Source organism: Vibrio sp. V42_P2S4T144 (assembly GCF_009904715.1).
GTDB classification, from domain to species: domain Bacteria; phylum Pseudomonadota; class Gammaproteobacteria; order Enterobacterales; family Vibrionaceae; genus Vibrio; species Vibrio alginolyticus.
The window spans coordinates 1-11,604 of the sequence record NZ_WXWS01000108.1; the positions used below are offsets into that span (position 1 = coordinate 1).

The 11,604-nt window shown below is 44.9% G+C and carries 11 protein-coding genes; 8 read left to right on the plus strand and 3 right to left on the minus strand.

The window, feature by feature from the left end; all coding sequences use genetic code 11:
• The 3 genes from CAG68_RS03630 to CAG68_RS03640 form a co-directional block, all read left to right on the plus strand.
• Window positions 1-191: DUF5363 family protein (locus tag CAG68_RS03630; RefSeq protein ID WP_161440797.1), on the plus strand; the 191-nt coding region annotated here is incomplete at its 5' end.
• Entirely contained in the window at window positions 178-951 is a 774-nt protein-coding gene (locus tag CAG68_RS03635; protein WP_005380129.1) for a TatD family hydrolase, read from the plus strand. The genes CAG68_RS03630 and CAG68_RS03635, both read left to right, overlap by 14 nt.
• A gap of 204 nt (window positions 952-1,155) precedes the next feature.
• Complete coding sequence (locus CAG68_RS03640; RefSeq protein ID WP_005380131.1) at window positions 1,156-2,439, plus strand: NupC/NupG family nucleoside CNT transporter; 1,284 nt, start codon at window positions 1,156-1,158, stop codon at window positions 2,437-2,439.
• A 358-nt stretch (window positions 2,440-2,797) separates the two neighbouring features.
• Here CAG68_RS03640 and CAG68_RS22475 read toward each other — a convergent pair whose 3' ends face one another.
• Window positions 2,798-2,932, minus strand: a complete 135-nt coding sequence (locus CAG68_RS22475) for a hypothetical protein (RefSeq protein ID WP_005391675.1) — start codon at window positions 2,930-2,932, stop codon at window positions 2,798-2,800.
• 90 nt (window positions 2,933-3,022) lie between these two features.
• Between CAG68_RS22475 and deoC the strand changes: the two genes are divergently transcribed.
• The 4 genes from deoC to deoD all read left to right on the plus strand — a co-directional run bounded on the left by deoC (window position 3,023) and on the right by deoD (window position 7,377).
• Window positions 3,023-3,799 (plus strand): deoxyribose-phosphate aldolase, encoded by a 777-nt coding sequence (gene deoC / locus CAG68_RS03645; protein ID WP_161440798.1) that lies wholly within the window; start codon window positions 3,023-3,025, stop codon window positions 3,797-3,799.
• Window positions 3,800-3,896: 97 nt separating this feature from the next.
• A complete protein-coding gene (deoA, locus tag CAG68_RS03650) occupies window positions 3,897-5,225 on the plus strand; it encodes a thymidine phosphorylase (protein ID WP_025768209.1) in 1,329 nt (442 codons plus the stop codon).
• Between the two features lie 68 nt (window positions 5,226-5,293).
• Window positions 5,294-6,514, plus strand: a complete 1,221-nt coding sequence (locus tag CAG68_RS03655; protein ID WP_054700480.1) for a phosphopentomutase — start codon at window positions 5,294-5,296, stop codon at window positions 6,512-6,514.
• A 143-nt stretch (window positions 6,515-6,657) separates the two neighbouring features.
• Entirely contained in the window at window positions 6,658-7,377 is a 720-nt protein-coding gene (deoD, locus tag CAG68_RS03660; protein ID WP_005380140.1) for a purine-nucleoside phosphorylase, read from the plus strand.
• 95 nt (window positions 7,378-7,472) lie between these two features.
• Here the strand turns inward: deoD and CAG68_RS03665 are convergent, their stop codons facing one another.
• Window positions 7,473-8,078: a YtjB family periplasmic protein gene (locus CAG68_RS03665; protein WP_005391677.1), complete on the minus strand. Its 606-nt coding sequence runs from the start codon at window positions 8,076-8,078 to the stop codon at window positions 7,473-7,475.
• A 91-nt stretch (window positions 8,079-8,169) separates the two neighbouring features.
• Here CAG68_RS03665 and serB point away from each other — a divergent pair, with 91 nt between their 5' ends.
• A complete protein-coding gene (serB, locus tag CAG68_RS03670) occupies window positions 8,170-9,150 on the plus strand; it encodes a phosphoserine phosphatase (RefSeq protein WP_005391681.1) in 981 nt (326 codons plus the stop codon).
• A 63-nt stretch (window positions 9,151-9,213) separates the two neighbouring features.
• Here the strand turns inward: serB and CAG68_RS03675 are convergent, their stop codons facing one another.
• On the minus strand, window positions 9,214-11,562 hold the full coding sequence (locus CAG68_RS03675) for a PilZ domain-containing protein (RefSeq protein ID WP_005380143.1): 2,349 nt from the start codon (window positions 11,560-11,562) through the stop codon (window positions 9,214-9,216).
• Window positions 11,563-11,604: the final 42 nt, after the last annotated feature.

The following is an 11,604-nucleotide window of genomic DNA, read 5'->3' on the forward strand; positions in this document are numbered from 1 at the left end:
GGTTTAAACGTGGGCTAAAGCGTTACGACAACTGGTGTAAAGAGATGGGGTTAACTCCCGATCAGAAACGCAGTTGTGTCCCATATCGAAAAGACCCAGCCCATCAAACTGAAGAGAAGAGTGAAGCCCAACCATCCTCTGATTTTCTGCCCGCAGATACAGATAAAAAGCGTCAAGATGAAGCTCTTTGATACGCACTGCCACTTTGATTTTGATGTGTTTCAAGATGACTTTGCACATCAACTTGAGCTTGCTCAAACGCAAGGCGTCGCAAGAATTTTGATTCCTTCCGTCGGTCCGCAAAACTGGGCTCGTATTCAAACTTTGGCAGAGCAACATGCCAATTTGTATTATGCGCTCGGCTTTCATCCGTATTTTCTTGAAGATAACGTTGAGCAGCACCTTACAGAGCTAGAAGGCTATCTAAATCAAAAAGGGCAGCAGTGCGTGGCAATAGGAGAGTGTGGTTTAGATTTTGCCATTGATGTTGATCCACAGTTGCAAGAAAAGATACTTGAAGTTCAATTTGAGCTGGCTAGACGCTTCGAACTCCCAGTTATTTTACATAGCCGAAAAGCGCACAATCGCCTCATTCAAATGGTGAAAGCGGCGAATCTCCCTAGAGGTGGTGTGCTACACGCTTTTTCTGGGAGTTATCAGCAAGCCATGGAGTGGGTCAAATTAGGTTTTTTTATCGGTGTAGGAGGAACGATTACCTACCCAAGAGCCAAGAAAACACGCGACGCAATTCAAAAATTACCACTCGAAAACCTAGTAATCGAAACAGACGCACCAGATATGCCTATACTTGGATATCAAGGGGAGTCAAATCACCCAGCCAAACTCATTCACGTCTTTAATGAGCTCGTAGAGTTGCATAACGGCCGAAAGCAATCGATTGCCTCTCAACTGTGGAAAAATAGCAATTTTGCTTTCTCGATATGTGAATAAAATCTAAAGATGTGGTTTGAAATCGAAAACGTTTTCCTGCTTATTGTGAATTAACTCACAAAGCTGATTGAATCAATCATGAATCTTATAGGAAAGTGTGAGGCTGGCATTACTTTAATTGATTCTGCATGAGTATAATTGCCCCCGCTTTATAGCTCCATTTTGTAACACGCCAATAAATAACTTATAAGGAAGTCATAAACTATGAGCCTGTTTATGAGCCTAATCGGTATGGTAGTGCTTCTTGCGATTGCAGTGGCATTTTCTAACAACCGAAAAGCTATCAACTTTAGAACTGTGGGTGGCGCATTCGCTATCCAATTCGCATTAGGTGCATTTGTTCTGTATGTACCTTGGGGCCGTGATCTACTAAACGGTTTCTCTTCAGGTGTTTCTAACGTTATCAACTACGGTAACGATGGTTCATCATTCCTGTTCGGTGGTCTTGTTTCTGACAAGATGTTCGAAGTATTCGGCGGCGGCGGTTTCATCTTCGCATTCCGTGTTCTTCCTACACTGATCTTCTTCTCTGCACTGATTTCAGTTCTTTACTACATTGGCGTTATGCAATGGGTTATCAAGATTCTTGGTGGCGCACTACAAAAAGCGCTAGGCACTTCGCGTGCGGAATCAATGTCAGCAGCAGCTAACATTTTCGTAGGTCAAACTGAGGCACCTCTAGTTGTTCGTCCATTCGTTCCAAAAATGACTCAATCAGAGCTATTCGCGGTAATGTGTGGTGGTCTAGCTTCTGTTGCTGGTGGTGTACTAGCTGGTTACGCATCTATGGGTGTTCCACTAGAGTACCTAGTTGCGGCATCATTCATGGCAGCACCAGGTGGTCTACTGTTCGCTAAAATCCTTCACCCTGAGACTGACCAGCCTCACGAAAGTATCGAAGAAGCGATGGACGGCGGTGACGACAAACCAGTTAACGTAATCGACGCAGCTGCGGGCGGTGCGGCTTCTGGTCTACAACTTGCGCTTAACGTAGGTGCAATGCTAATCGCATTCGTTGGTCTAATCGCGCTAATCAACGGTATGCTAGGTGGCATCGGTGGTTGGTTCGGCATGCCAGAACTAACACTAGAGCTAATCCTAGGTTACGCGTTCTCTCCACTAGCATTCCTAATCGGTGTTCCATGGGCAGAAGCTGTAACAGCTGGTTCATTCATCGGTCAGAAAATCGTAGTGAACGAATTCGTTGCTTACTTGAACTTCACACCATATCTAGGTGAAAACGCTCAAGTAATCGCGGCAACTGGTGAAGTAATGTCTGAGAAGACAACAGCTATCATCTCATTCGCACTATGTGGTTTCGCGAACCTTTCTTCTATCGCGATTCTACTTGGTGGTCTAGGTAGCCTTGCACCAAACCGTCGTAGTGACATCGCTCGCATGGGTGTTAAAGCAGTTCTTGCAGGTACGTTGTCTAACCTTATGGCAGCGACAATTGCAGGCTTCTGCTTAAGCCTTGCAGCACTATAATTAGAATCGGTTCTTAATATATAGACGCCGTTTTACATCATGCCCTGTAGCAAGAGATTGCTGCGGGGCATTTTTCGTTTTTCGGGCTCCAAAATTTCATCGGGTGTTTGCCTTAGTCGAGGTATTACGCAGTCAATGGAATAGGGGCTAGGAAATTTTGAGATACAAACCGTTTGCGCTCTATTTGGTGCTACAGTTTTGCGGTGAAACTCTATAATGTATTAATCACAGGATAGTGGTTAAGCTTGATTCTTAATCACGTAATGAATATTACATAATCGATGGGCAAATGAATTGCCCTGCAATATCAGATCTAATAGGCGTTTTGCTTTGTGATGTGATATTAAAGACACCGCAATCATAGATTGTTGTGCCATAGGCCAAACTGGTACTGTGCGGTGACAAGGATAGCAATTGGCATATGATAAATTTTCGCTGTATATGCCGAGTCTTCAGGGAACCAAGTCCGTTCATTAATAGACTGTTTAGCCATTTACTCACATTGTCTCGACTTGTTGATTATAGTTAAAGACGTGATGTAAGGCTGAGTAGTGAATTTTTTGAATATTGATCGGAGATAGAAATGAGCGATTTAAAAGCAGCAGCGCTACGTGCACTTAAACTTATGGACCTAACTACGTTGAATGACGATGACACTGATGCAAAAGTGATCTCACTATGTCATGACGCGAAAACAGCAATAGGCAACACAGCTGCAATTTGTATTTACCCTCGCTTTATTCCTATTGCTAAGAAGACACTTCGTGAGCAAGGTACGCCAGAGGTTCGTATTGCAACAGTAACGAACTTCCCACATGGTAACGACGACATTGAAATCGCAGTTGCTGAAACAAAAGCGGCGGTTGCTTACGGTGCAGACGAAGTTGACGTAGTTTTTCCTTACCGCGCGCTAATGGCGGGTGATGAGAAAGTAGGCTTCGAACTAGTTAAGCAATGTAAAGAAGCTTGTGGTGACATTCTTCTTAAAGTGATCATCGAAACAGGTGAACTAAAAGAAGAAGCACTAATCAAGAAAGCATCTCAAATCTGTATTGAAGCAGGTGCTGACTTCATTAAAACTTCAACTGGTAAAGTGCCAGTAAACGCAACACCAGAATACGCTCGCATGATGCTTGAAGTTATTCGCGACATGGGTGTTGCAGAAACTGTTGGTTTCAAACCAGCAGGTGGTGTGCGCACTGCTGAAGACGCAGCAGCATACCTAGCAATGGCTGACGAAATCCTAGGTGACAACTGGGTTGATGCTCGTCACTACCGTTTTGGTGCGTCTAGCCTGCTAACCAACCTACTAAATACATTAGAAGTATCGGACGACGTCGCTGATCCAACAGCGTACTAATTCCAATAATACGTCTGAACGGTAGCACCTAAACGGGTGCTACCAAACCTCTTCTATCCTACTACAACCATGGCTCAAAAGAGCTTGGGAGGCACTAATGTATTTACCACAAGAAATCATTCGTAAAAAACGTGACGGTGAAGTACTTACCGCAGACGAAATCAACTTCTTTATTCAAGGCGTAGCGAACAACACGGTATCTGAAGGTCAGATTGCGGCGTTTGCTATGACGATTTTCTTTAATGAAATGACCATGGATGAGCGCATCGCCTTAACGTGTGCAATGCGTGATTCGGGCATGGTTATCGACTGGAGCCACATGAACTTCGGTGGTCCAATTGTCGACAAACACTCAACCGGTGGTGTGGGTGACGTAACTTCTTTAATGCTTGGCCCAATGGTGGCAGCGTGTGGCGGTTTCGTACCTATGATCTCTGGCCGCGGTCTTGGTCATACAGGCGGTACGCTGGATAAACTTGAATCTATCCCTGGTTACAACATTACGCCGAGCAACGATGTTTTTGGTCAAGTAACCAAAGACGCTGGTGTGGCGATCATCGGTCAAACTGGTGACCTTGCTCCTGCGGATAAGCGTGTTTACGCGACTCGTGATATTACCGCAACGGTAGACAATATCTCCCTGATTACGGCGTCGATCCTTTCTAAGAAACTGGCGGCGGGTCTGGAATCGCTAGTGATGGACGTAAAAGTGGGTTCAGGTGCATTTATGCCAACTTACGAAGCGTCTGAAGAGCTAGCAAAATCAATCGTTGCGGTAGCAAACGGTGCTGGCACTAAAACTACGGCAATTCTTACGGACATGAACCAAGTATTGGCGTCTTCAGCGGGTAACGCAGTGGAAGTTCGTGAAGCGGTTCGTTTCTTAACGGGTGAATACCGTAATCCTCGTCTACTTGAAGTGACCATGGCTTCATGTGCTGAAATGTTAGTACTTGGCAAGCTTGCTGAGAACACAGAAGACGCACGCGCAAAACTGATGGAAGTGCTGGATAACGGCAAAGCGGCTGAGTGCTTCGGCAAGATGGTTGCCGGTTTAGGCGGCCCTGCGGACTTCGTAGAAAACTACGACAACTACTTAGAAAAAGCAGCAATCATTAAGCCAGTTTACGCAACAGAAACGGGCATTGTCTCTGCAATGGATACACGTGCTATCGGCATGGCTGTGGTTGCTATGGGTGGTGGTCGTCGTGTTGCTACTGATGAAATCGACTACGCAGTTGGTTTCGACGAGTTCATCCGCCTAGGTGAGGTCGCAGACAGTGATAAACCTCTTGCGGTCATCCACGCTCGCACTGAAGAGCAATGGGAAGAAGCGGCAAAAGCACTGCGCAGTGCAATCAAAGTAGGTGGTGAATACACACCAACTCCAGAGGTTTACCGCCAAATTCGTGCAGAAGATATCTAATAGAACAAGTAATTACACAAGGCCTACTCAACCATAATAAAAAGCCGAGTGGGCCTAAGGAACGAGCAATGAAAAGAGCATTTATTTTAGTACTAGACTCATTCGGTATCGGTGCAACTGCCGATGCTAAAGAATTTGGTGATGTAGGTTCAGACACACTAGGTCACATCGCTGACCAATGTGACAAAGGCTTAGCAGATAACGACAATCGCCAAGGTGCACTTCGCCTTCCAAATCTATCGAAACTTGGTTTGGCAATGGCGCATAAAGAATCGACAGGTCGCTTCGCACCTGGACTAGACGCAGACGCTGAAATCATTGGTGCATACGGTCATGCAGCAGAGCTTTCTTCAGGTAAAGACACGCCGTCTGGTCACTGGGAAATCGCAGGTGTTCCTGTTCTGTTTGACTGGGGTTACTTCACTGACAAAGCAAACAGCTTCCCGAAAGAATTGACTGACCGCATTCTTGAGCGTGCGGGGCTTGACGGTTTCCTAGGTAACTGTCACGCGTCTGGTACTCAAGTTCTTGACGATCTTGGTGAAGAGCACATGAAGACTGGCAAACCAATCTTCTACACGTCTGCTGACTCTGTATTCCAAATCGCATGTCACGAAGAGACTTTCGGTCTAGACCGTCTACTAGAGCTTTGCCAAATCGCACGTGAAGAGCTAGAAGATTACAACATTGGTCGTGTTATCGCGCGCCCATTCGTTGGTGCTGGTAAAGGTCAATTTGAGCGTACAGGTAATCGTCGTGATCTTTCTGTAGAGCCACCATCAGCAACGGTTCTTCAGAAGCTCGTTGATGAGAAGCAAGGCAACGTGGTTTCTATTGGTAAGATTGCTGATATCTACGCAAACTGCGGCATCACTAAGAAAGTGAAAGCGACAGGTATCCCTGCATTGTTCGAAGCAACGCTAGAGCAAATCAAAGAAGCGGGCGACAACACGATCGTATTCACTAACTTTGTAGACTTCGACTCAGCTTACGGTCACCGTCGTGACGTAGCGGGTTACGCAGCGGCACTTGAGTACTTCGATGATCGTATCAACGAAGTGCTAGAGATTATGGAAGAAGACGATGTGCTTATCCTAACGGCAGACCACGGCTGTGACCCAACATGGCCAGGTACTGACCATACTCGTGAGCACATCCCAGTATTGGTTTATGGTCAAAAAGTACCAGCTGGTTCTCTTGGCCGCCGCGAAACATTCGCAGATATCGGTCAAACATTGGCAAGTTACTTCGGTACTTCTCCAATGGATTACGGTAAGAACTTCCTATAATTAGTTAGGTTTTTGAAAACTAGGAGCTTGATAGCTCCTAGTTTTATGTTTGCAGTATGTAAATGCTGCTTGTCGGAAATGAGAATACTCTGGCTTATATCGCCTTAAGCGCGGAGCGCTAGAGAAAGGTTAAGGAAAAGAAAATGGCAACTCCACATATCAATGCTGAAATGGGTGCATTTGCAGACGTCGTACTGATGCCTGGTGATCCACTACGTGCAAAATACATCGCAGAGACTTTCCTTGAAGATGTCGTTCAAGTGTGTGACGTTCGTAATATGTTTGGTTACACAGGTACATACAAAGGCCGTAAGATATCGGTAATGGGCCACGGTATGGGTATCCCATCATGCTCGATTTACGCGACTGAACTAATCAAAGACTTCGGCGTGAAGAAAATCATCCGTGTTGGCAGCTGTGGCGCAGTGAATGAAGACATCAAAGTGCGTGATGTTGTGATCGGCATGGGTGCATGTACTGACTCTAAAGTGAACCGTATCCGCTTTAAAGGTCATGACTTCGCGGCAATCGCAGACTACAACATGGTTCGTGCGGCAGAAGACGCTGCAAAAGCTCGCGGTATTGACGTTAAAGTTGGTAACCTATTCTCAGCAGAGCTTTTCTACACGCCAGATCCAGAAATGTTCGATGTAATGGACAAGTACGGCATTGTTGGTGTTGAAATGGAAGCGGCTGGTATTTACGGTGTTGCGGCAGAATACGGTGCAAAAGCTCTGACAATCTGTACGGTTTCTGATCATATCAAGACTGGCGAACAGACTACATCTGACGAGCGTCAAACGACATTCAACGACATGATGCTAATCGCACTAGATTCAGTATTGCTTGGTGACGAAGAGTAAGCGACGAAGAGTCATTCTATTTTTCGCTCTCAAGAGCTAAAAAAACAGCCCACACATTGCGGGCTGTTTTTATATGAGTTGTTAGCGCTACCTAGTTACTTGGTTAGCAGCAGGTTTGGCGCTTTTTTACGACGTATCGGTTGTCGACGTAAAATCAAGATGAACAACATACCACAGACAAAGCTCATTAAGACCATCATGTACATATAACGATCGCTCTTGCGATAGTGGTGGTCAGAAATAGCCGTCACCCGGCCCGTCTCAAAGGTCACGCGAACAAAACCGATAAGCGCACCATCTGCAAAAACTGGTTCAACCAACTGCTGGCGACCAATGGAAGCTGTTGCCAAAGGCGTATCCAGGCCAAGAACTTCGCGTACCGATAATGCCTCTTCACTAGACGCTAAACGTACACCCTGTGCATCGTAGATTGTTGCATCAAACACTAAACGGTCTTGTGCTAGCTGGTTTGTTAGCTGAAGTAATCGTTCTTGATCTTTAGTTAAAATCATCTCACTGGCAGAAAGAGACGCCTGTGAAATCAAAACTTTGGTGAGCGTTTCAAGCTGTTGTGCTTGAATTTTCTCATTACCCTTACTGATCACAACACTGTTTTTTATTGTGATAAACAACATCACACACAGTAGGATTAGTGCCAGAATTCTTAGGGCATTCCTTACTGAGAACAAAGATTCACTCATGCTCTTTACTCATCCATTTAAAATAAAACAAAGACTTGCCTTTTTAGTTTGTTGAGGTAACGTTTTAGCAAAGTCATAAGGGATTATATACATGGACGCGTCAAAAAGCTTGCCTATCAGAAAACATACGACACTTTTAAAACGATTACCCGAGACTCGATTTGCCTCCCAATTAGATAAAGCAAAAGCAAACTGGATCGTATTTGCTGAGTACCTTTCGCCAAGTCACTTCGAAGACATTGATTTCTTCACCGGCTTTTACAACCCAATACTAGAAACGTGGAAAGTTGGCCAATATGAAGTAGCCCTGATGGCCGGAGAGTTGACTCCTCAACATGAAACGATCTTACAAAGTCTCAACCTAGATTACGCCTCGCTTAATGAAGTGCCCGATCTATCAACCCAAGGGTTGATTGTATTTGATATGGATTCAACGGCGATCCAGATAGAGTGTATTGATGAAATCGCGAAACTGGCAGGAGTAGGGGATGAGGTCGCTGAAGTCACTGAACGTGCCATGCAAGGTGAGCTGGATTTTGAGCAAAGTTTACGTCAGCGAGTTGGTAAGCTCAAAGGTGCCGATGAATCAATTCTTGAACAAGTTCGTGCCCAGTTACCATTCATGCCGGACTTTGAAGCGCTAATTGCGACGTTGAAAGCCTTGGGCTGGAAAACAGCGATTGCCTCCGGTGGTTTTACTTACTTCTCTGATTACATCAAAGATAAAGTCGACTTAGACTTTGCTCGCTCCAATCAATTAGAAATTATTGACGGCAAACTCACGGGTAAAGTACTTGGCGATGTGGTAACGGCGCAGATGAAGTCTGACATTCTAGTGGAACTGGCGGATGAATATGAAATTGAGCAGCACAACACGGTTGCTGTCGGTGATGGCGCTAATGATCTTGTGATGATGTCGGTGGCAGGATTAGGGATTGCGTATCACGCAAAACCAAAAGTGGAAGCTCAAGCGCAATCAGCGATTCGCTTTGCAGGGTTGGGCGGTGTGCTCTGTATTTTATCTGGCGCATTGGTGAAGCAGCAAAAGGTCAGCTGGAAAGCTAAACCTTAACCATCCATTCAAAAACACCGCCAGAAAGGCGGTGTTTTTTTTCAATTTGGTATGACTTTGAATTTACTCGGTTAACTCCAATCTAATTACAACCTCTTCAGTAATGTCTTCAAATTCACTGTAACCAACGAGCGCTGTTAACTCTTTTTCTAACTTGCTCGCTTGATGTACGCCAAATTGGGTTAAGTCACTTAAATCTTGTTGCAGTAATGATGTCATCGGATCGAAAATTGGCGCAGTAGAAAGGCGAATCACGTAAAAGTCACCCATCATTCGCGCTTTCTTTATAAATTGAATCCGCTCTTTTACGCTGTTGAACTCTTGATGAAGCTTTGACTCAATGCCTGTAATTTTATTGCCTACTTTTGCGGCGCTTATGTAGATATCCTGATGTCTGGCTTGAGCACCTTCTACACGTTTTATTGGCTCTGCGATTAATGTGCTTGTCCGGCCTTTAAAGATAGGTTCAAGTGACAACAGTTGGTCATGCCCAAGACGGGCAAAAAGCTCAATGTGTTTAGGTAGCGGCAAGTTCACCCCGATAACGGGGGTTTTGATTGAAGATGACGTACTCTTACTGATAAAAATGGGCGTGCTCAGCGTACGCGAGAGCAACATGCAGTGCAGCCTTTCAAGTAGAGCATTACTTGGTAGCGTCTCTTTTTGCGGGATTAGCTTGTCTTGATTGTGCTCGATAATGCTGTTGAAAAAAGCGATTACCTTCATGGTTTGGCTGCTTTCATCAATAACTAGCTGCACGCTACAACCGTCTGGGCTTACACGAATTACTCGGTATGGCACCGACATTAACGGCAATTTTTTATCGTAGAGTTGTAATTCTCGAAAGTTGATTCTTACCTCTTGCCCAGAACGTAACATCGTAGGCTCACTTAGCCTAATTCCGAGTCCTCGTTTGGAAAGGTCAACAGTACAGCCGCCTGTTTTAGTTTGTCCTGAGTACAACTCTAAAGGTGTTTTAAAACGATAACGAGGCTCTTTTCGACGAGACTTTGCATCAAAATAAATGCCCTTTGGATTGCCGATAACTCTTCTCGGGTGACGAAACGCGTTTAACGTATTAGCGGGTAAGCGCGGCTTTTCAGTTAGCAGGTAATCCTGCCCTGATTTTTCGTCAGCAATTTCTTGCAAAATACCAATATGAGTCAGTGATTGAGACGTTTCTGCTAACTCTGGAGAGAAAGCTGCTAGGTCTTCCTGTTCTTGCTCAGATAGTTCAAAGATTGAAATTCTAAAGGCGCGCCAACTCTCTCGTTTGCCACCTAAATGCCAAAATAGCTGGCGCTGTTCGCGAGTTGCTTCAGGGCGAAACATCGAATAGAAATAGGTTCGATTCTCGTGCTCGTGAGTAAATGAATAAAGGACATTGGTTGTTCCTTTCACACCAGGCTTAATGAGTGACGCGATGCGTTGCTCGTTGAATAAGGAACCAAACATTTGCTGGTTTCTCTCATCGTGCCAGTATTGCCAAAGCTTTTGATTGTTTGGCGTTAACATTGCTAATTTTAGGTCACTACCATCAAAGAATAGAGGCAAGCTGCTGGTGTGCTTTAGTGCGATGTGCTCATAACCGCGAGTTCGAGCTCGAATAATCTTGTCTTGATTGTCGTGACGAGCCCTTTTAGCAGCACTGTTGAGCGCTTCATCTATCACTCTGGTGACGACATTGGTGTCAGTTAAGCGTATGGTTCTGAGGTATCGAACTGAGTCATTTTCGTAACAGTCATCAACCGCGAGTATGCGGTATGCAAGCGGTTTCTCTATACCTGCAACGTTAGATTTGCTGGCAAATTCAGTAAACGTGACCTGAATAATTTCCCCAAGGTTATATTTAAATGCGCTAGGGACTTTGAACTTTGCGCCAGAGCTAGATAAATCAATGCTTAATCCATGAAGAAGCTGCCCTTTAGAACGGCAAATTTCAACTTGAGATTGGACTTTCAAGCGTTTTTCTTGGCGCTTTAAATCGTAGCCTAGGTGAACGGGTTCTGCTAAGAACGGGCTTTTAGGATCCGTTAACGATTGCGTTTTTTGCTGAGTAAGGCGCTTGCTCATTACGCGAAAGTTATTTCGCGTGTTGACCAATGCTTCCCACATTCCTTCCGTGTAGCAGCCAAACTTTTTGATGTTTTTATGGTAAGCGTTGAAAGCAACATCATCCAACCAATGTGGAATACCATCCAAAATATACTCGCGACATTCGCCTTGAACGCGACCTCGCAAATCAATGCTTTTTTTGCATGGAGCCATTAAGCGGTTAAGTTCCATTTTAACCAAAATTTTGGCCGAAGGCGGCTCTTCCTCGGTCAGTTGGCCAAGGACAAAGTCAAAGTCATTCGTACCGTAAACGGGAATGAGTCGTTCTGCGAGCGAGAGAATTTCAGATTGCTGCATTATTTCTGTTAGAGTATGTCGTTACTTTAAATTGTATCGGCT

Bases quoted from the DNA above. Each gene is read 5' to 3' on its own strand.
- CAG68_RS03635 (WP_005380129.1), top strand. From the start codon at position 178: ATGAAGCTCTTTGATACGCACTGCCACTTTGATTTTGATGTGTTTCAA.
- CAG68_RS03665 (WP_005391677.1), bottom strand. From the start codon at position 8,078: ATGAGTGAATCTTTGTTCTCAGTAAGGAATGCCCTAAGAATTCTGGCA.
- CAG68_RS03640 (WP_005380131.1), top strand. From the start codon at position 1,156: ATGAGCCTGTTTATGAGCCTAATCGGTATGGTAGTGCTTCTTGCGATT.
- CAG68_RS03675 (WP_005380143.1), bottom strand. From the start codon at position 11,562: ATGCAGCAATCTGAAATTCTCTCGCTCGCAGAACGACTCATTCCCGTT.
- deoC (WP_161440798.1), top strand. From the start codon at position 3,023: ATGAGCGATTTAAAAGCAGCAGCGCTACGTGCACTTAAACTTATGGAC.
- deoD (WP_005380140.1), top strand. From the start codon at position 6,658: ATGGCAACTCCACATATCAATGCTGAAATGGGTGCATTTGCAGACGTC.
- deoA (WP_025768209.1), top strand. From the start codon at position 3,897: ATGTATTTACCACAAGAAATCATTCGTAAAAAACGTGACGGTGAAGTA.
- CAG68_RS22475 (WP_005391675.1), bottom strand. From the start codon at position 2,932: ATGGCTAAACAGTCTATTAATGAACGGACTTGGTTCCCTGAAGACTCG.
- serB (WP_005391681.1), top strand. From the start codon at position 8,170: ATGGACGCGTCAAAAAGCTTGCCTATCAGAAAACATACGACACTTTTA.
- CAG68_RS03655 (WP_054700480.1), top strand. From the start codon at position 5,294: ATGAAAAGAGCATTTATTTTAGTACTAGACTCATTCGGTATCGGTGCA.